Source organism: Algoriphagus marinus (genome assembly GCF_001936475.1).
GTDB classification, from domain to species: domain Bacteria; phylum Bacteroidota; class Bacteroidia; order Cytophagales; family Cyclobacteriaceae; genus Algoriphagus; species Algoriphagus marinus.
Window position 1 is genome coordinate 63,682 of record NZ_MSPQ01000015.1, and the last position, 19,291, is coordinate 82,972.

Annotated in this window: 18 protein-coding genes; 13 read left to right on the top strand and 5 right to left on the bottom strand. The window is 38.6% G+C overall.

Features of this window, described 5'->3' with window-relative positions:
• The first annotated feature begins 235 nt into the window (after positions 1 to 235).
• Both BVC88_RS19055 and BVC88_RS19060 read left to right on the top strand, forming a co-directional pair.
• Entirely contained in the window at positions 236 to 1,567 is a 1,332-nt protein-coding gene (locus BVC88_RS19055; RefSeq protein ID WP_075352325.1) for a sugar porter family MFS transporter, read from the top strand.
• Positions 1,568 to 1,570: 3 nt separating this feature from the next.
• The gene (locus BVC88_RS19060; protein ID WP_075352326.1) at positions 1,571 to 2,452 is read left to right on the top strand and encodes a carbohydrate kinase family protein; all 882 of its coding nucleotides are present in this window, start codon (positions 1,571 to 1,573) and stop codon (positions 2,450 to 2,452) included.
• Positions 2,453 to 2,496: 44 nt separating this feature from the next.
• On the opposite strand, the gene BVC88_RS19065 is transcribed toward BVC88_RS19060, so the two are convergent.
• On the bottom strand, positions 2,497 to 2,889 hold the full coding sequence (locus BVC88_RS19065) for an HIT family protein (RefSeq protein ID WP_075352327.1): 393 nt from the start codon (positions 2,887 to 2,889) through the stop codon (positions 2,497 to 2,499).
• 39 nt (positions 2,890 to 2,928) lie between these two features.
• Complete coding sequence (greA, locus tag BVC88_RS19070; RefSeq protein ID WP_075352328.1) at positions 2,929 to 3,402, bottom strand: transcription elongation factor GreA; 474 nt, start codon at positions 3,400 to 3,402, stop codon at positions 2,929 to 2,931.
• A gap of 260 nt (positions 3,403 to 3,662) precedes the next feature.
• Here greA and BVC88_RS19075 point away from each other — a divergent pair, with 260 nt between their 5' ends.
• Complete coding sequence (locus BVC88_RS19075; protein ID WP_075352329.1) at positions 3,663 to 4,223, top strand: hypothetical protein; 561 nt, start codon at positions 3,663 to 3,665, stop codon at positions 4,221 to 4,223.
• 82 nt (positions 4,224 to 4,305) lie between these two features.
• Here BVC88_RS19075 and BVC88_RS19080 read toward each other — a convergent pair whose 3' ends face one another.
• The 3 genes from BVC88_RS19080 to rsmA are packed head-to-tail and all read right to left on the bottom strand — an operon-like array spanning position 4,306 to position 7,379.
• A complete protein-coding gene (locus BVC88_RS19080) occupies positions 4,306 to 5,232 on the bottom strand; it encodes an NAD(P)-dependent oxidoreductase (protein WP_075352330.1) in 927 nt (308 codons plus the stop codon).
• Between the two features lie 7 nt (positions 5,233 to 5,239).
• Positions 5,240 to 6,607, bottom strand: coding sequence for a magnesium transporter (gene mgtE / locus BVC88_RS19085; RefSeq protein WP_075352331.1), 1,368 nt, complete (start codon positions 6,605 to 6,607; stop codon positions 5,240 to 5,242).
• Positions 6,594 to 7,379, bottom strand: a complete 786-nt coding sequence (rsmA, locus tag BVC88_RS19090; RefSeq protein ID WP_075352372.1) for a 16S rRNA (adenine(1518)-N(6)/adenine(1519)-N(6))-dimethyltransferase RsmA — start codon at positions 7,377 to 7,379, stop codon at positions 6,594 to 6,596. Before rsmA ends, mgtE begins: the two co-directional genes overlap by 14 nt.
• 119 nt (positions 7,380 to 7,498) lie before the next feature.
• Between rsmA and pdxA the strand changes: the two genes are divergently transcribed.
• The 10 genes from pdxA (at position 7,499) to BVC88_RS19140 (ending at position 19,290) form a co-directional block, all read left to right on the top strand.
• Positions 7,499 to 8,521, top strand: coding sequence for a 4-hydroxythreonine-4-phosphate dehydrogenase PdxA (gene pdxA / locus BVC88_RS19095; RefSeq protein ID WP_075352332.1), 1,023 nt, complete (start codon positions 7,499 to 7,501; stop codon positions 8,519 to 8,521).
• A 111-nt stretch (positions 8,522 to 8,632) separates the two neighbouring features.
• Positions 8,633 to 9,211 (top strand): YceD family protein, encoded by a 579-nt coding sequence (locus tag BVC88_RS19100; RefSeq protein WP_075352333.1) that lies wholly within the window; start codon positions 8,633 to 8,635, stop codon positions 9,209 to 9,211.
• A 17-nt stretch (positions 9,212 to 9,228) separates the two neighbouring features.
• Positions 9,229 to 9,420: a 50S ribosomal protein L32 gene (rpmF, locus tag BVC88_RS19105; protein ID WP_075352334.1), complete on the top strand. Its 192-nt coding sequence runs from the start codon at positions 9,229 to 9,231 to the stop codon at positions 9,418 to 9,420.
• Positions 9,421 to 9,652: 232 nt separating this feature from the next.
• Positions 9,653 to 10,651: a beta-ketoacyl-ACP synthase III gene (locus tag BVC88_RS19110; RefSeq protein WP_075352335.1), complete on the top strand. Its 999-nt coding sequence runs from the start codon at positions 9,653 to 9,655 to the stop codon at positions 10,649 to 10,651.
• Between the two features lie 17 nt (positions 10,652 to 10,668).
• Complete coding sequence (gene efp, locus BVC88_RS19115; RefSeq protein WP_075352336.1) at positions 10,669 to 11,232, top strand: elongation factor P; 564 nt, start codon at positions 10,669 to 10,671, stop codon at positions 11,230 to 11,232.
• A 91-nt stretch (positions 11,233 to 11,323) separates the two neighbouring features.
• Positions 11,324 to 11,797, top strand: a complete 474-nt coding sequence (gene accB, locus BVC88_RS19120; protein ID WP_075352337.1) for an acetyl-CoA carboxylase biotin carboxyl carrier protein — start codon at positions 11,324 to 11,326, stop codon at positions 11,795 to 11,797.
• A 20-nt stretch (positions 11,798 to 11,817) separates the two neighbouring features.
• The gene (gene accC, locus BVC88_RS19125; protein WP_075352338.1) at positions 11,818 to 13,167 is read left to right on the top strand and encodes an acetyl-CoA carboxylase biotin carboxylase subunit; all 1,350 of its coding nucleotides are present in this window, start codon (positions 11,818 to 11,820) and stop codon (positions 13,165 to 13,167) included.
• 218 nt (positions 13,168 to 13,385) lie between these two features.
• On the top strand, positions 13,386 to 15,701 hold the full coding sequence (locus tag BVC88_RS19130; RefSeq protein WP_075352339.1) for a PSD1 and planctomycete cytochrome C domain-containing protein: 2,316 nt from the start codon (positions 13,386 to 13,388) through the stop codon (positions 15,699 to 15,701).
• A gap of 1 nt (position 15,702) precedes the next feature.
• Positions 15,703 to 17,157: a DUF1501 domain-containing protein gene (locus tag BVC88_RS19135; RefSeq protein ID WP_075352340.1), complete on the top strand. Its 1,455-nt coding sequence runs from the start codon at positions 15,703 to 15,705 to the stop codon at positions 17,155 to 17,157.
• A 6-nt stretch (positions 17,158 to 17,163) separates the two neighbouring features.
• Entirely contained in the window at positions 17,164 to 19,290 is a 2,127-nt protein-coding gene (locus BVC88_RS19140; RefSeq protein WP_075352341.1) for a c-type cytochrome domain-containing protein, read from the top strand.
• Position 19,291 lies beyond the last annotated feature (1 nt).

Sequence of the window (19,291 nt, forward strand, 5' to 3'; positions counted from 1 at the left end):
AAACAAAATATTATTTGGTGACTGGTAAATAGATTATTTGCGGCGGTATTTCATTTTCATGTTTGATGAAAAGGTGTTGTTTTTACCTATTCCATTCTATCAAAGATTTAAAAAAAACTCGTATTTGAAATTTTAGAATCTCCATTCAAAATCTTAGAAGTTGAGATTTCTTTACGAAGATTTTAAAATATTCCGGATCTGGTTAGTTTAGCAGAAGTTTAAATGCCCAAAATCCATGAATTCTAAAAATTACGCCTTCTTTGTATCCATTACAGCCGCTTTGGGCGGCTTTTTATTTGGCTTTGATACTGCCGTCATTTCAGGAGCTGAGCGGGATATTCAAGAAGTTTGGCAGTTGAGTGATTGGATTCATGGTCTGGCGATTGCATCCGCACTTTACGGAACTGTGATCGGTGCCTTATTCGGAGGTATTCCTGCTGATAGATTTGGTCGAAAAAAGAGTTTGCTCTGGATAGGACTTCTATATTTTATCTCTGCTTTTGGTTCTGCGATGGCTTGGGACGTGACTTCCTTCACCATTTTTAGATTCATCGGAGGCTTAGGTGTTGGGGCTTCATCAGTGGTGGCACCCATGTATATTTCTGAGATTGCACCTGCTAAAAACAGAGGCCTTTTAGTGGCCTTATATCAATTCAACATTGTCTTTGGAATAGTCATCGCATATGTTTCCAACTATTTGATCGGAACTGCTGAAATAGCACAAGAATGGAGATGGATGCTTGGAGTCGAAGCTATACCGGCATTGATTTATTCGGCCATGATTTTTCGAATTCCAGAAAGTCCAAGATGGCTGATTGCAAAATTCAACGATCAAGTGCAGGCAAGAGCAATTCTGACTCGTACAGATCCTGAGGGTGTCGATGAAGCTATTCGACTGGCAATCGAAGAGGAAAAGAAAATCAAACAAAAAGGAAGCTTTTCTGCCATTTTCGCTAAGCGATTCCTACCTACTACGATTCTTGCGATAATGATTGCATTTTTCAATCAGGTTTCCGGTATCAATGCGATAATCTATTTTGCTCCCCGAGTATTTGAAATGGCCGGAATTTCCACTGAAAATGCTTTGGTTTCCACTATTGGAATAGGGATTGTCAATCTGCTGGGGACTTTTCTTGGTTTATACCTGATCGATCGGATCGGACGAAAAAAACTGATGTACATCGGATCCTTTGGTTACATCATTTCCCTTTCACTTATGGCTTATAATTTTCTAGGGCCGGGAATCCCTTCTTTTTGGCTTCCTATTTTTGTATTTGGATTCATCACTTCACATGCAATAGGTCAAGGTTCTGTGATTTGGGTTTTCATTTCCGAAATGTTTCCAAATGACCTCCGTGCTTATGGACAATCCATTGGCTCTTTTACCCATTGGATTCTCGCTGCTGTAATTGCAAACGTATTTCCCTTCTTTGCTAACCAGTTCGGCCCAGGTTATATATTTGTATTTTTTGCAATTATGATGGTTTGGCAACTGCTTTGGGTAAGGTTCAAAATGCCGGAAACTAAAGGAAAGTCACTAGAAGAAATTCATCAAAATATTCATTGATTTATGAAAAACAAAGTTGTCATATTTGGAGAAATGCTCTGGGATTGTCTTCCATCAGGTGCTGTCCCAGGAGGTGCGCCAATGAATGTTGCTTTAAATCTCCATCAAATGGGCTTGGACTCCAGGCTTATTTCAGCTGTAGGAAATGATGCTGACGGAGCTAAGCTAACTGACTTTTTGAAGACTTTTGATCTGCCTTTGAATCTTATTCAAGTAAGTCAAAGCCATGAAACATCCAAAGTTTTGGTAGATGATTCGGATAAAGAAAACATCAAATACACCATTGTTTCGCCTGTTGCTTGGGACTTTATCCATTGGAATGTCGAAATGGATGAAGCCGTGAAAAATGCTGATGCTTTTGTATTTGGCACCCTCGGAGTACGGAATACTGAGAGTCTTAGTACATTGATCAAATTATTACATCATCAAGTAGTCCGAGTCTTTGATGCAAATCTTCGCCCTCCCTTTTATGATTTTGAGGTAATTGAAACTCTTTTAGGCTTTGCCGATATTCTAAAGATCAATGAAGATGAATTAGAAATATTTGCAGATTATTTCAATTTAGACTCAGATATCAAAACGGTTTGCGAATACCTTGACAACCATTTTCCTATGGATTTGATCTGTATTACTCAAGGTTCAAAAGGTGCTATGGTCTATGAAAAGGGTAAAATAACCTCCCACTCTGGCTACAAAGTAAAAGTTCAAGATAGCATTGGAGCCGGAGATGCTTTTTTAAGTGGATTCGTTAAAAGTTACTTAGAGGGAAAATCGATAGAGGAAACTTTGGATTTCGCCTGTAGAATTGGAGCTTTTGTTGCTACACAAAAAGGTGGAACCCCAAAATATGATGTGGATAATATTCAGTTGAGCAACGAATTATAAGCTTCTTAAGCTGGTCAAGATTAAAAATCAAAGCGAGATTTTAATTAAAACCCCACTCTAATTCGATCAGCAATTTCTGCCAGTTCTTCTTTGCTTAATTTCAATTTAGGACGAGTGAAATTAATGTCATCCATCGTACGGAGTGGCACCAAATGAACGTGAACATGCGGAACCTCAAGCCCAATCACAGCCACACCAATACGTGTACATTTGATTGTCTTTTCCATCGCTTTCGCTACTTTTTGAGCAAATAGATGTAATCCTGAAAGCGCTTCTGGCGAAAGGTTAAAAATATAATCTACTTCGACTTTTGGGACGACCAAGACGTGACCTTTTACTAAAGGCATGATGTCAAGAAATGCGATGTAATTCTCATCCTCAGCAAGAATCTCTGCAGGTATTTCCCTGTTGATGATTTTAGTGAAAATAGTAGCCATAGAATTAAATAAAAAAATCCCGGTAAACCGGGATATGGGTTAATAAGATATATGTAGAATTTCGAATTGAAGTAATCCGGCAGGAGCATTGATTTCTGCAATTTCCCCGATTTTCTTTCCAACAAGCCCCTTTCCAAACGGAGAACCTAGAGAGATTTTTCCAGCTTTCAGATCTGCTTCTTCTTCAGAAACCAAAGTATACGAAACTGTCATTCCGTTTTTCACATTTTTGATTTTAACGGTACTCAAGATTCCCACTTTAGAGGTATCGATAAGCGACTGGTCAAAAATACGAGCATTCCCAACCACTGCCTCTAACTTGGCAATCTTCAGTTCTAAATGGCCTTGAGCATCTTTAGCTGCATCGTATTCTGCATTTTCACTAAGATCACCTTTGTCTCTTGCTTCTGCGATTTGCTTTGCAATATCCTGTCTTCCTCTGCCTTTCAGATCTTGAAGTTCATCCTTCAACTTGCGGAGTCCTTCCTCAGTGTAATATTGTACTTGTCCCATTGTAATTAATTCATTTAGATAGCCACTAAAAACAAAGTAACGGTCGCATGACGGGACCGTTACCATTTATCTGACCTTATTTGATAGGCAAAAATAGAAAATCTCTAATCAGAAAACAAAAGCTACAAGCTTTTTAAAGATTTCTGAAAATACTTACCAGTTCCCAATTATTGGTATTAAAAAGATGGAAGAAAGAAAGGAATACGCAGTTTGCCTTATAGAATGGGCTTTCTCTACGAGATATTTTTGAGAAAAAAAACATGAAAAAACTAATTTATTATTTCCTCCCTTTACTTTCACTGACTTTTGCTTGTGATAAATCAGAAAATGGAGATCTCACCTCTCCGACAGTATCAGGCACTTTAAATGGAGCGCCAGTGGATTTTACAGTTATCCTTTCAGATGTAACTTCTTCAAATGGTTCAGAAACAGCTTATATCGTGATGCGTCGTGATTTTGAAGGTTTCAATAAACCTTCTACTAATGGCAAACAGCTTTTGATCCGAATAGAACCGTACACAGGGAAAGGAACCTATCAAGTAAACTCCAATTCCTTTTGGGTTTTCGAGGAAGAAATCAATATCTCAGGAGGGAATTTCAGTTCGACACTCCATCGATTTTCAAGTGATGAAACTTCAGGATCCATGAAAGTTGAAATCACTGAAGATGCAATCAAGCAGGGAAAGCGAACACTGGTTGGAAGCTTTGAAGGAATCAATGGAATGACAGAAAAAGTAACCGCCACAGGTAGTCAATCTGCTAACTTAAAATCCATGGAATTTAAAAATATTACATTCGTAGCACCAGAGGGAGCGCTTTAAGCTCCCTTTTTTTAACTATAGAATGTCAGGGTTTTAACTATTTTAGTTTCCCTTCGGACAAAATTACATCCAATCACTTTTTCTAAAACTCCTTTTTAATCTGCTTTACTAAAACTTTATTGATCTTTTCATAGGACTCAAAGGTCCAACCTGCTACATGAGGACTGAAGAGTACATTTTTTCTAGCAGCCAAAATTTCAAATTCTTCTTTTTGCTCTTCCGAAAAACTCTTGAATTTCTCATTCTCCAAAACATCCAATACAGCCCCTTTTAACAAACCTCGATCTAAAGCTTCATTCAATGTTTTAAAAGAAATCACCTCTCCTCTAGCAGTATTGATTAGCCAAAAAGGTTTAGCAAAACTTTCAATTTCTTTTATTGTAAGAAATCCTCTCGTATCTGAAGTCAGAGGTACATGAATACTTAATACATCACATTTTTCTTTAAGTATTTCCCAGGAAACTTCTTTGACAAGTTTTCCGCCAAAATTCTTTTTGTATTTATCATATGCTAGCACATCTGTCCGGAAGCCCTTAAGTCTCTTGGCGAAAGATTTACCCATATTTCCAAATCCCAGAACTCCCACTGTTTTACCGGCCAATTCATGTCCCCTATTTCCCTCTCGGTCCCAAATCCCCCTTCTAACTTCCGAATCTGCCTTTTCCAAATGATTGAAAAGTGAAAGAAGCATTCCCAAAGCATGTTCTGCAACTGCATCTCTATTTCCTTTTGCAGCATGAAAAAGCTTTATACTCCTTGACTTCATATAATCCAAGTCAATCTGATCAAGTCCTGCACCTGCTCTTCCGATAAATTTCAAATTTGGAGCATATTGGAGTAAGTCCCGATCCATTGGAGTCTTAGACCGAATAATCAACCCCTCAAAAGGCTCAATACTTTGAATGATCTCTTCTCTTTTGATATCAGGTGAATAAGTAACCTGATGTCCAATGGATTCCAGCATTGGAATAATGCTTTCGTGCATTTGGTCTATAATTAGAATCTTCATAGGGATATCAAATATTTAGCAAGGACATTGCTACCAAGAAATAAACAGCAAGACCCAATAAATCATTAGCAGTAGTAATGAATGGTCCAGAAGCCAATGCTGGGTTTATCCCGATTTTATCAAGTACGATTGGTGTGATCGTTCCCATAAAAGAGGCAAGCAATACAACTGAAAACAATGCTATTGAAACTACTAATGCAAAGGCAACTTCACTTCGATAGAACAAAACCACAACTCCAAAAACAAAAGTAGCCAGGATTAGACCATTTAAGATTGCCACCAAAAAAACCTTCACAAAACGTTTCGAAAGCGAGTCATCAAAAATAGATTTGCTCGCTAATGACTGAACCACTAAGGACGATGATTGAATTCCTACATTTCCTCCTGTAGCTGTAATTAATGGTATAAAAAACGCCAGTGCAGTCACTTTACTTAGTCCTTCCTCAAAAAAACCGATAAATCCAGCACCAAGGAGACCTCCAACAATACCGATCAAAAGCCAAGGAAGCCGAGCCTTTGAAAGTTTTATAACAGAATCATATTCATCAACAGTATCAGAAATACCAGTCATCGCCTGAATATCCTCCTCAGCTTCTTCCATGATGACATCCAAGATATCATCAACCGTAATACGCCCCACAAGCTTATTTTTTGAATTGACTACGGGAACAGATTCTAAATCATACTTCCGCATGATTTCTGCCACTTCCTCCTGATCCATGTAGGTGGGGACAGAGATCACCTCATCCTCATAAATATCTTCAATCTTGGTATCCTCAGAGGCAAGAACGATCCTTTTCAAGGAAACTCTTCCCATTAATTGCTGCCGATTATTTACCACATAAATGGAGAAAATTTTGTCGACATTTTCAGCCTGTCTTCTGATCTCATTGATGGTCTGTACTACATTCCAGTTTTTATTGGCTCGGATATATTCCTTGGCCATAATTCCACCGGCAGTGTCTTCATCGTATCGAAGAAGTTCAAGAATCTGATCAGATTTGACTTTGTCCTGAAAGTGACTGATGATTTCTTCCCGCTCACGCTCTGCAAAAAGATTGAGTATATCGGCACCATCATCAGAATCCATCAATTCGATAAAGCCTGAAATCTCTGATGCTTCCATATCCCTAAGTAGTTTACTTAGGGTATCATCTTCCAGCTCTATCAAAATATCCGCAGCATTTTGGAGATCAATCGCTCGAATGACATAGATAGATTCATCGAAGGATAATTCCTCTAATAAAGCAGCAATATCAGCTACATTGACCCCGTCAAAAGACTCTCGAATGAAGTCTATATCCTGAGCCTCAATAGCCATTTGAAGGCTTTCAAGGTATTCTTTGGACAGTTCAAATTGCTTAATTATTTCCACGAGAAGCTTCTATCGTTTGTGTTAAAAATATAAAATCGGCGACATCAAGCTGTTCTGCTCTTTTGTCAAGAATTGGGTTTGAATTGAATTCAGTCGGCAAATTAAATGGCTTCAGACAATTTCGTAGGGTTTTTCTTCGATTTCCAAAGCCAGCTTTCACAACTTGTTTGAAGAGTTTTTCATTACAATCAAGTTTAGCAACTTCGTTTCTTTTTAATCGAATCACTCCTGAATTTACTCTTGGAGGTGGATCAAAAACTTCGGGAGGAACTGTAAATAAATATTCAATATCATAATATGCTTGCAGCAGAACTGATAAAATTCCATAGTCTTTATTGCCTTTTGGGGAAGCAATCCGCTCTGCCACTTCTTTCTGAAGCATACACACTACCTCAGTCACTTGGTCTTTGACTTCTAGAACTTTAAAGAAAATCTGAGATGAAATATTATAGGGAAAATTACCAGCTATGGCATATTTACCCTTGAAGATTTCCGGAAGATTCAATTTAAGAAAATCACCTTCCATGATTTTACCCTCCAACTGCGGATACTTCTTATTTAGATACGCAATCGACTCGCGGTCTATTTCGATCAAATGCAAATCTAGAGAAAGAAGCAATAAATAATCCGTCAACACTCCCATTCCGGGTCCAATCTCCAAGACTTTATCAGATCCATGATGGCCTGTCACCGATTGAGCGATTCGCTCTGCAATACTTAAATCAGTCAAAAAATGCTGACCCAAGTGTTTCTTAGCTTTAACCTTTTCCATCATTCCGCTCCGATAAATTTTTATAAATTGCGTCCTAAAATTAAGGGAATATTCTTAAAGGTCTAGAGAAGATCTTTAGTCCCGACCAAACCATTCTGGCAGTTTTTAGCCCAAACTATATGAATCAAAGAAAGATAAAACCCATCATTGGAATCAGTATTGGCGATTTAAACGGTATCAGCGTAGAAGTCGTCATGAAAAGCCTATCAGATAACCGTACTTATAAATCTGTTACCCCGCTGATCTATGCTCATGGTAAAGCCCTTTCTTTTTATAAAAAACAACTGGATCTCGAAAATTTCAATTTTGCTCAAATAAGAAGCCTAGATGAAATTCAACATAAGCGGATCAATGTCATTAATGTGACAGAAGAATGTCCGGAAATAGTTCCTGGCGCAGAAACACAGGAAGCCGGAAAATTTGCTTTTGAGGCATTGAAATTGGCTGTAAGCGACTTAAAGGATGGAAAAATACAGGCTTTGGTCACAGCTCCTGTAAATAAGAATACGATCAACTCGGAAGAATTACCTTTCGTCGGCCATACCGAATACATCACAAATGAAGTAGGATCGACTGATAGTCTAATGCTAATGGTGAGCGAACAATTGAGAGTCGGTTTAGTGACGGGACATATACCCCTTAGCAAAGTCTCGGAAACAATCACCAAGGAACGGATAATTAAGAAGGCAAATCTCCTTCTCAATTCATTGAAAAATGATTTTGGAATCGATAAACCAAAAATCGCTGTATTAGGTCTCAATCCTCATGCGGGAGAAGATGGGCTATTGGGAAAAGAGGAAGAAGAAATCATCAAACCTGCAATAAAGGAACTGAAAGATCAAAATAAAATGGTTTTTGGACCATATCCGGCTGATGGATTCTTTGGAATGGCGCACCAAACCAAGTTTGATGGCATTTTGGCAATGTATCACGACCAAGGTTTAATTCCATTCAAATCAATCTCATTCAGTACTGGAGTTAATTTTACAGCTGGGCTTCCAGTGATTCGTACCTCACCTGATCACGGGACTGCTTATAATATCGCAGGTAAAAATCTTGCAGAAGAAGGATCTATGCGAGCAGCAATTTTCTTAGCTATAGACATCATTAATCAGCATCAACCTCAAGAGGATGAGGATTAAATCAAGAGAATTATTCAAATACTTATTCGTAACCAAATAATATTTTAAATTCTCTTTTATCCTTTTATAAAAATTCCCTAAATTTGCGCTCTTAAATCGAGAGGAGGTATCGTGAAATTTTTAAGAACATTTGATATTGAGGTCATTAAGTTCCTAGAAGGCAAGCACGAAATTGACTTCGAAATTGGGAAAGAATTCTTCCAACATTTCGAAGACAATGAATTGCTCGATGAAGGACACTTGACTGTAAGAGTCTTGATGGACAAAGGTGCAAACTTGATTGAAATGGATTTCTTGATCTCAGGAGAAGTGAAACTTATCTGCGATCGAAGTCTTGAGGAGTTTTTCGAACCTCTTGATTTAAAAGAGAAAATTATTTTCAAATATGGAGATGAGGAGCAAGAGATCAATGAAGATGTCTACATGATCACTAGAGACACTCCAAAAATCAATGTAGCACAGTTTATTTACGAATTTGTATTACTTGGTCTTCCAGCTAAAAAGATACATCCTGACTATAGAACAGAGATGGACGAGGATGATTATGAGGGAGAAGGAATGTATGCCTATATTGATGGGGATACTTTTGACGACGAGGAGACAGACGAGGAAATAAACTCAGAAAAACAAATAGAAGAAAGTACCGATCCCAGATGGGAATTATTAAAAAAGTTAAAAAACAAGGAATAACATAAACCACGCATAAAATGGCACATCCTAAACGAAAAATTTCGAAAACCAGAAGAGATAAAAGAAGAACTCATTACAAGTTAGAAGCTCCTGGCTTGGCTAAATGTCAAACCACTGGTGAGATGCACTTACCACACAGAGCATTCTGGTTGGATGGGAAGTTGTACTACAAAGGACAAGTAATCATCGAAAAAGAAATTTTGGCTTAATCCAAATCCAAAATCAACTAAAATCCATTCGGCTTCACCGAATGGATTTTTTTGTTAATTAAAATCACATTCTCCCACGTCTGAAGGTTTTTACCACTCTTATGTTTAGGAATTATTTTGGTTGAGACTGACAATTATAATATTTTTGCCTTCCTTACAGGATAAAACTCATTCCTAAAACCCAGTTACTGCTGAATCCTGATAGGATTCAAATTAGCTTAAACCCTCCAAAATGGATAAAATCAGAGCTATGATTACCGGAATCCAAGGTTATGTTCCGGACTACATCTTGACAAATAAAGAATTAGAAAAACTCGTTGAAACAAATGACGAGTGGATTGTCTCTAGAACCGGAATCAAAGAAAGAAGAATTTTAAAAGGAGAAGATCAAGGAAGTTCAGTAATGGGCGCTGCGGCAGTCAAAGGACTTTTAGAAAAAACCGGCACAGATCCACTGGACATTGATCTGATTATTTGTGCTACAGTAACTCCAGATATGCCCTTCCCTGCTACTGGTAATTTAATTGCTGACAAAGTAGGTGCTAAAAACAGCTATAGCTTTGACGTGGGTGCGGCTTGTTCAGGATTTCTTTTCGCCTTAAACATGGGTAGTCAATACATTCAGACCGGTACTCATAAGAAAGTTATAGTAGTAGGTGCGGATAAAATGTCTTCCATCGTCGATTACACGGATCGCACTACTTGTATTCTATTTGGAGATGGAGCTGGGGCTGTTTTGCTTGAGCCAACTACAGAGGATCTAGGAATAATGGATACCATTTTGAGATCGGATGGCTCCGGAGCACCTTATCTTCATATGAAGGCTGGAGGAAGCGCCAGACCTGCAACAATCGATACAGTGATGGCTAAGGAGCATTTTGCTTATCAAGAAGGTTCCACTGTTTTCAAATTTGCTGTGACCAATATGGCTGATGTAAGTGCAAAAGTGATGGAAAGAAATGGTCTCAAAGGTGAGGATATCGCTTGGCTAGTTCCGCATCAGGCTAATAAAAGAATCATTGATGCCACTGCAAATCGAATGGGAATCGGACCGGAAAAGGTTATGATGAACATTGAAAAATATGGGAATACCACGGCTGCCACTATTCCACTTTGTCTTTGGGACTACGAAAAACAACTGAAAAAAGGTGACAATTTAGTCTTGGCCGCATTTGGTGGTGGTTTCACTTGGGGAGCGATCTATTTAAAATGGGCTTACGATCCAAAATAATTAATTAAGAAAATAATATGGCAAGTACTGCAGATTTTAAAAATGGACTATGTCTGGTTATGAACAACGATATCTTCACCATTGTGGAGTTTCAGCATGTCAAACCAGGTAAAGGAGCAGCTTTTGTTCGGACAAAGTTAAAAGGACTTACAAGCGGAAAAACACTTGAAAAAACCTTCAATGCCGGAGAAAAAGTAGAAACAGCTCGCGTCGAAAAAAGACCACATCAGTTTCTTTATAAAGATGACCTTGGGTATAATTTCATGGACATGAATACTTTTGAGCAAATCTCTATTGAAGAAAAATTAATTGAAAGAGCAAACCTCTTAAAAGATGGTCAGTTTGTAGACATTTTGATCCATGACGAAACAGAAACACCTCTTTCAGTTGAACTTCCTCCTTTCGTGGAATTGATGATCACTTATACCGAGCCGGGAATTAAAGGTGACACTGCAACAAACGCATTAAAGCCAGCAATTGTGGAAACAGGAGCAACGGTAATGGTGCCTTTATTCGTTGAGCAAGACATCATGATCAAAGTAGATACTAGAGACGGATCCTATTCAGAGCGAGTTAAATAAGCTAGAAAAGCTATCTGTTTTATGTAAATTACAGAGCTTTGACGTTTTAAACCCAACCTAATTTTGCCTAAGGCAATAAAAAACCAAACTTATGAAAGCTAAAGAGATTCAAGAATTAATCGATTATATATCCAATTCGGGCCTTGCTGAAGTCAAAATAAAGACTGACGAATTTGAACTTTCCATTAAGAAATACGCAGATCAGTCGGGGACACGATTTGTCGAATCTGCTCCAGCAGCACCTGCACCAGTAGCGTCTATCGCTCCAGCAGCTAACCCTCAGCCTGCAACTCCTGCAGCACCTGTTGTTACTCCTTCCAATTTGGTTGAAATCAAATCACCTATGATTGGTACCTTCTATATGACTCCTAATCCAGATTCTCCAGCCTTCGTCAGTGAAGGAGATGTAATCAAAGCGGGTCAGACGGTTTGTATCATCGAGGCGATGAAATTATTCAATGAAATTGAAGCTGAGATTTCAGGAAAAATCGTAAAAATCCTCGTTTCAAATTCTACACCTGTAGAATATGACCAACCATTATTTCTTGTAGACCCAGCGGGATAATTTTCTAAAAGATAAGACTTGTGTTTTCAAAAATATTAATTGCTAATAGAGGAGAAATAGCCCTTCGAATCATCCGTACCTGCAAGGAAATGGGGATCAAAACTGTGGCTGTTTATTCCACAGTAGATAAAGACAGCTTACACGTTCGCTTTGCAGATGAAGCGGTATGCATAGGTCCTGCCCCAAGTAAGGAATCTTACCTAAACATCCCAAGAATAATCGCTGCTGCTGAAATCACTAATGCAGATGCGATTCATCCTGGATATGGTTTTCTTTCTGAAAATGCAGAATTTTCAAAAATCTGTGATGAATATGGAATCAAATTCATAGGTGCAAGCGCTGACATGATCGATAAAATGGGTGATAAAGCTACGGCTAAGGCAACCATGAAAGCAGCAGGTGTACCTACAATTCCAGGTTCCGAAGGTATTTTAAGTTCCATTGCAGAAGGAATCAAGATCGCCAATGAAATGGGCTATCCTGTCATTTTGAAAGCTACTGCCGGAGGTGGTGGAAGAGGAATGCGAATTGTAAGGGAAGAGAAAGAATTTAAAAAAGCTTGGGATGATGCTCGGATGGAATCTGGTGCAGCTTTCGGAAACGATGGCTTGTATCTGGAAAAATATGTAGAGGAACCAAGACATATAGAAATCCAAATCATCGGAGACAGCACCGGAAAAGCTTGTCATCTTTCAGAGCGAGATTGCTCAATCCAAAGAAGACATCAAAAACTAGTGGAAGAAACCCCTTCACCTTTCATCACGGATGACCTTCGTGAGGCTATGGGAAAGGCAGCTATCAAAGGTGCAGAAGCTATCAAATATGAAGGAGCTGGTACGATCGAATTTCTAGTAGACAAAAACAGGAACTTCTATTTCATGGAGATGAATACCCGAATTCAGGTAGAACATCCGATTACTGAAGAGGTAACTGATTTTGATCTAATCAAAGAACAAATCAAAGTTGCTGCAGGAGAACCGATAAGTGGCAGAAACTATTATCCAAAGCTATATGCGATGGAATGTAGAATCAATGCAGAAGATCCTGCTCATGGCTTCAGGCCAAGTCCAGGTAAGATCCAAAACTTACACATTCCAGGAGGAAGAGGTGTTAGAATAGATTCTCACGTCTATGCAGGCTATGTGATCCCCCCGAATTATGATTCAATGATCGCCAAACTAATCGTAAGTGGTCAATCCAGAGATGAAGTCATTGTAAGGATGAAAAGAGCGCTTGAAGAATTTGTAATTGATGGGATTAAAACAACTATCCCTTTTCACATTGCACTCTTAAATGATAAGAAATTTATCGAAGGTGACTTCACAACAAAATTCCTGGAAGACTTCGATTTTTCAGTGATCAAAAAATAAATCAAAAGCCAACTGTAATCACAGCTGGCTTTTTTCTTACTATTACTTTTTGTCAAAAACCTAAATCACTTTTTGATATTCTGAATAAATACTCTGAAGTTTTTTTTATTTCAAAAAAAATTGATTTACATAAAAGACTTTGTTTAATTTTTCAATAATCCATGACGGAAGTAAATGCAAATATTCCTATATTTTGTATTCTATTTCCAGTCCTATAAATGAAATCACTTCTCAAAATTGAATCTTTTTTTATACTGATTATCACATTAAGTGCATGGAACTGTACAACAAAAAAAGCTGATTCCATTGAGTTAAGTAATGGAGAACAAGTCAGTTATAATTTTCACATTAGACCAATCCTATCTGATAAGTGCTTTGCCTGTCATGGTCCAGATGCCAATAAACGTGAATCAGACCTAAGATTAGACACAGAAGAGGGCGCGTTTGCTGCTCTTAAAGAATCTAAGGGTAAGTTTGCTTTGGTATCCGGAAGTTTAGAGGAATCAGTACTGTACCACAGGATTATTTCAGAAGATCCAGGAGAACTGATGCCACCGCCGGAATCCAATCTTTCACTTTCCGAGGGTGAAATAGCTTTGATCAAAACCTGGATTGAGCAAGGAGCTAAATATGAACCTCATTGGGCTTTTGTAAAACCAAAAAAGACTGAAATACCCAAAAATCAAAAATGGGGAACAAATGAGATAGATTTCTTCGCCTATAAGAAAATGGTCGAAAAAGGGCTTCAGCCTAATCCCGAAGCAAAACCATATGAACTTATTAAACGGGTGAGTCTTGATCTCACGGGGCTACCTCCCAGCCCAGAATTATTGGATAGATTTGGAGATTTCAGCGGAGAATACTCCTATGAAGATTTGATTGACGGACTTCTAAATGAGCCCACCTTCGGTGAGAAACTCGGTGTGCTTTGGATGGATATTTCTCGATACGCTGATAGCTACGGGTATCAAGATGACAATATCCGTACGCAATGGCCCTATCGAGATTGGGTGATTCATGCGTTTAACCAAAACCTACCCTACGATGATTTTATTACTTGGCAGCTTGCCGGAGACTTGATGCCAAATGCAACTAAAGAGCAAATCTTAGCGACAGCATTCAATAGAAACCACAAATACACCGAAGAAGGAGGTGTGATAGATGAGGAGTATCGAGTTGAATATGTCTTGGATAAAACAAATACAATCAGCAAAGGACTACTTGGGATCACCATGGAATGTGCGCAATGCCATGATCATAAATACGATCCCTTTTCCCAAAAAGAATATTATCAATTTTATGCCTTTTTCAATAACAGTCCCGAGAAGGGATATGAAGGAGATGTAAGTATATCGAAACCTGCCAAGACTCCGATCCTTTGGGTAGATCAGGAGGATTTGAGCGGAGTGATGAGTTTTATCAATCATAAAGACACCACCAAATTAAGTGTGTCTGTGATGGATGAATTGAACGGTGAAGAAAGCAGAACCACTTACATTCTGGATAGAGGCGTTTATGATGCACCAACTGTTGCAGTGGATCCTGGCACACCTAAATCCATTTTGCCTTTTCCTCAAGACTTAGAAAAAAACCGCCTTGGGCTTGCTAAATGGATTACAAACCCTGACAACCCACTTACTTCCCGTGTATTTGTCAATCTAATTTGGCAAGAATTGTTTGGAACGGGCATCGTAAAGTCTGCCGGAGATTTTGGAATGCAGGGTGATCTTCCAAGCCATCCGGAACTTTTGGATTGGTTGGCTGTAGATTTTATGGAAAATGGCTGGGATATTAAGCGATTAATCAAACAGATTTTAATGTCTTCTACTTATCGTCAATCCGCGAAAATCACTGACAAACATTTGAATACCGATCCGGAGAACGTCTATTTGGCAAGAGCACCTAGACTTCGATTACCTGCTGAAAACATACAGGATCTTGTCTTGGCTAGTAGTGGATTGCTCCATCAAAAAATTGGAGGGCCTAGTGTAAAACCATATCAGCCAGACGGACTTTGGGAATCTGCCACTTCAGGAAGAGGAGTTCTTGCAACTTATGTACAAGATAAAGGAAGTGATCTTTACCGTAGAGGAATATATAATTTCATCAAATTAACTGTTCCGCCTCCTAAAGCAATCATTTTTGATGGCAGTAACCGTGATCGATGCGAAATCTCCAGAAATAGGACTAATACACCGCTTCAGGCTTTGGTTATGATGAATGACCCGATGGTATTGGAGGCTTCAAGGGTATTAGCTTCATCCCTACTAAAAGAAATGGACGCAGAGAAATCAATTGATCAAGCTTTCCTAAGGATCGTCAGTAGAGAAATGAGTTCAAAAGAACATAAGCTCTTGCTGGCATATTTTGAAGATCAATTGGAGCGGTTTCAGTCAAATGAAAAACAAATTAGACCTACTCTTGAAGTAGGAGAATATCCACTTGATGAATCCGCGGTAAATGCAGAGACAGCTGCTTTGATGCAGGTCATAGTAAGTATTTATAATTTAGAAGAAACGATTACCAAAATTTAATATGGAAAAGGAAGAATTAGAACAAGGTTTAAATTTAAACCGGCGAAAATTTCTATCCAGATTGAGTTTGGGAGTAGGAAGTGCTGCTTTAGGTTCCTTGCTAATTCCTGATTTATTTTCAGGAAAAGGGTCAGCCGAGGAAGAGCTTATGAATGCTTTACCTCATTTTGCTCCTAAGGCAAAAAGAGTTATTTACCTATTCCAAAATGGTGCTCCGAGTCAATTAGAAACATTTGATTACAAACCTCTGCTAAATCAGCAAATGGGACAAGAACTCCCAGAATCTATTCGGGGAGGTCAAAGATTGACAGGAATGACCGCGGGTCAAACTTCTTTCCCATTGGTAGGCTCCTATTTCCCATTTCAGCAGTATGGGCAATCTAGAGCTTGGATTTCATCCATTTTTCCACATACTTCAAAAATCGTGGATGATATTTGCATCATCAAATCCATGCATACGGAAGCAATTAATCACGATCCAGCTTTGACTTTTTTCCAGACTGGAGCACAAGTTGGAAATAGACCTAGCATGGGAAGTTGGTTGAGCTATGGTTTGGGAAGTGAAAACAGTAATCTGCCTGCATTTTGCGTTTTGTTGAGTCGAGGTAGAGGAAATGGACAAGGTGTTTATTCCAAACTTTGGAGTAATGGATTTTTAGATGCAACACATCAGGGAGTTCAGTTTTCAAATTCTGAAGACCCTGTTCTTTATTTAAAAGATCCTGATAAAATGAGTCGGGATGAACGCCGAAAGATGCTTGATCAAATCGCTGCAATGAACGATCTAAGCTATCGGGAATTCAATGATCCGGAGATTACTGCTAAAGTTCAGCAATATGAAATGGCATTCCGAATGCAAACTGCTGTTCCTGAAATGACAGACGTATCCAAAGAACCGGATAGCATTATCAAACTTTATGGCCCTGATTGTCTAGTTCCTGGTACATATGCGGCAAATTGCCTTTTAGCAAGAAAACTTTCAGAAAGTGGGGTGCGGTTCGTGCAGCTATATCATCAAGGTTGGGATCAACATGGAAATCTGCCGAATGAAATGGCCCTTCAAGCTCAAGATGTAGATCAGGCTTCGGCTGCTTTGATTACTGACTTGAAACAGAGGGGATTATTGGATGAAACATTGGTGATTTGGGGTGGAGAATTTGGACGAACAAACTATTGTCAGGGAAAAATTCTAGCTGACAATTATGGACGTGATCATCACCCTAGAGCATTTTCCATTTGGATGGCTGGTGGAGGTGTAAAATCGGGAATGGTCCATGGAGAGACAGATGAATTCGGCTACAACATTGCAGAAAACCCTGTTCATGTGCACGATTTCCAAGCCACCGTAATGAATTTGATGGGAATAGATCATGAGCGAATGACTTATAAACATCTGGGAAGACGCTACCGATTGACAGACGTATCAGGAAAGGTTGTTAAAGATATTATCGCCTAAAAATCCATGCTCAAATCTTTATCTCTTAAATCTCTTCTTGAGAATATCCTTTTTATTTGGGTTGGGCTAGTTCTTGTTTTAGCACTGGGAGCTGATCGGTTATTACTTCCGGATTGGATTCAAGTGATTGGAAGGAGCCATCCCCTACTTCTTCATTTCCCAATCGTTCTGCTTCTTTTAGGTCTTTTGTTTACGTGGATTCCAGAAGTTGACCAAAAACCCGATTTCAAAAAAATTGGAGATTTAGCTTTGTTAGCTGGTTGTAATTTTGCTGGTCTTACAGTTGTAGCGGGTTTGATTTTGGCCAAAGAAGATTATGATGGAGACGCGATCCTTTGGCATCAATGGTCGGGAGTTGCTGTGTTTTATTTATGTACTGGTTTATATTTTTTTAGAGATCAACCAAAAAAAATCCTCAAGCCAATCAGTCTTTTGCTTGCTGCTGGAATAACAGCTACTGGACACTGGGGAGCTAATATCACTCATGGTCAAGATTTTCTATTAGCACCTATTCAAGTAAAAGAGGCAGAAATAACTCCGCTGGCAGAAGCAGAAGTTTTCAATGATTTGGTACTCCCGATTTTGGAAAACAAGTGTATGAGTTGCCATAAAGAAGGAAAAATCAAAGGAGAACTTCGGATGGATCATATTGAGGGGCTACAAAAAGGAGGGAAATCCGGACCATTTGTTTTAGCAGGAGATTTCAAAAATTCACTTTTAATCCAGCGAATAGATCTTCCAATGGAGGAAAAGAAGCATATGCCTCCAAAGAACAAGGCCCAACTTACCGAAGAAGAGTTAGAAATATTAAAAGAGTGGGTTGCAAATGGGGCTTCATTTGAACAAAAAGTACTTGAAATAGCGCCTGAGAATAAACTTTTTGTTTTGGCCTCGAAAAAATTTGACTCAAAGAAAACCCATACGTTTGAGCCGACTGATTATTCAGATATAAAAGAGTTAAATAATTTCTTTCGAAAAGTAGAAGCAATCTATCCTGAATCTCCAGCGTTAGAAGTTTCCTATTTTGGGATTGCAGCCTTTAATCCCGCTTCACTAAATGATCTTAAAAAAATAAAAAACCAAGTAGTTAAACTCAATTTGAACAAAATGCCTTTGGCAGGTGCTGATCTTTCTGTTTTAAAGGAATTAATACATTTAGAAGAAGTTCAGGCTAATTTTACAGATCTGGATTCTAAGCAGATACAGATTTTAGCTTCAATTAAAACATTGAAGTATTTGGCACTTTCAGGGAATAAAATCGATTCAGACGCTTTAGCATCATTAGGAGAAATGGATCAGCTCATCAGTCTCTATTTATGGCAGACTGGACTGTCCTCTTCAGATCAAACGAACTTGAAATCTAAGTTATCAAATACAGAAATTGACTTTGGCTTTGACGGCAGCAGCGCTATTTATCCATTGAATTCACCAAAGGTGACTTTTGACAAAATGATGTTTAGGGATAGTGTGGAAGTGGTTATTTCTCATCCTATCAAAACGGTTGAGATTCGCTACACATTGGATGGTTCAGAGCCAGATAGCGTCACTAGTCAAGTTTATATAGAGCCAATTTGGATAAAAAAGACGAGTACAATCCGAACCAAAGTATTTGCAAAAGACTGGATTGGATCTCCTGAAGCCAATTTTCAATTCCTTAAATCCGGACTGACGCCTACCGAATACAAACTACTAAGCACTCCAAACAAACAGTATAAAGCTAATGGTGCTGCTACCCTATTCGATCAAATCAAAGGTCAAAACAATCACACTACCGGAGAATGGCTTGGTTTCCAAGATGAAGCTTTAGAACTTGAAATGAAACTGGAGTCAAATGTTAACTATTCTGAATTGGTGATTGGATTGCTCTACCATGAAGGAGCATATATCTTCCCTCCTGCTTCGGTAGAAATAAAAGGACTTAAAAATGGAATTTGGACCACTTTTATTAATGAAGTACCCGAACAATCAAAAAAAGTGGATTTACCCCGATCCAGAATGCTTCAATATGACATTTCAAAAAGTGAATATGAGGCAATAAGAATTAAGCTTTATCCCATTGCATCTTTACCAAAGTGGCACCCTGGTGCAGGATCTAAAGGATGGGTATTCGTGGATGAAATCTTAGTGAATTGAA

Coding starts and splice junctions, on each gene's coding strand:
- BVC88_RS19130 (WP_075352339.1), top strand. CDS start 13,386: ATGAAATCACTTCTCAAAATTGAATCTTTTTTTATACTGATTATCACA.
- pdxA (WP_075352332.1), top strand. CDS start 7,499: ATGAATCAAAGAAAGATAAAACCCATCATTGGAATCAGTATTGGCGAT.
- efp (WP_075352336.1), top strand. CDS start 10,669: ATGGCAAGTACTGCAGATTTTAAAAATGGACTATGTCTGGTTATGAAC.
- BVC88_RS19055 (WP_075352325.1), top strand. CDS start 236: ATGAATTCTAAAAATTACGCCTTCTTTGTATCCATTACAGCCGCTTTG.
- BVC88_RS19140 (WP_075352341.1), top strand. CDS start 17,164: ATGCTCAAATCTTTATCTCTTAAATCTCTTCTTGAGAATATCCTTTTT.
- BVC88_RS19080 (WP_075352330.1), bottom strand. CDS start 5,232: ATGAAGATTCTAATTATAGACCAAATGCACGAAAGCATTATTCCAATG.
- rpmF (WP_075352334.1), top strand. CDS start 9,229: ATGGCACATCCTAAACGAAAAATTTCGAAAACCAGAAGAGATAAAAGA.
- rsmA (WP_075352372.1), bottom strand. CDS start 7,379: ATGGAAAAGGTTAAAGCTAAGAAACACTTGGGTCAGCATTTTTTGACT.
- BVC88_RS19135 (WP_075352340.1), top strand. CDS start 15,703: ATGGAAAAGGAAGAATTAGAACAAGGTTTAAATTTAAACCGGCGAAAA.
- BVC88_RS19065 (WP_075352327.1), bottom strand. CDS start 2,889: ATGGCTACTATTTTCACTAAAATCATCAACAGGGAAATACCTGCAGAG.
- greA (WP_075352328.1), bottom strand. CDS start 3,402: ATGGGACAAGTACAATATTACACTGAGGAAGGACTCCGCAAGTTGAAG.
- accB (WP_075352337.1), top strand. CDS start 11,324: ATGAAAGCTAAAGAGATTCAAGAATTAATCGATTATATATCCAATTCG.
- BVC88_RS19075 (WP_075352329.1), top strand. CDS start 3,663: ATGAAAAAACTAATTTATTATTTCCTCCCTTTACTTTCACTGACTTTT.
- BVC88_RS19110 (WP_075352335.1), top strand. CDS start 9,653: ATGGATAAAATCAGAGCTATGATTACCGGAATCCAAGGTTATGTTCCG.
- BVC88_RS19060 (WP_075352326.1), top strand. CDS start 1,571: ATGAAAAACAAAGTTGTCATATTTGGAGAAATGCTCTGGGATTGTCTT.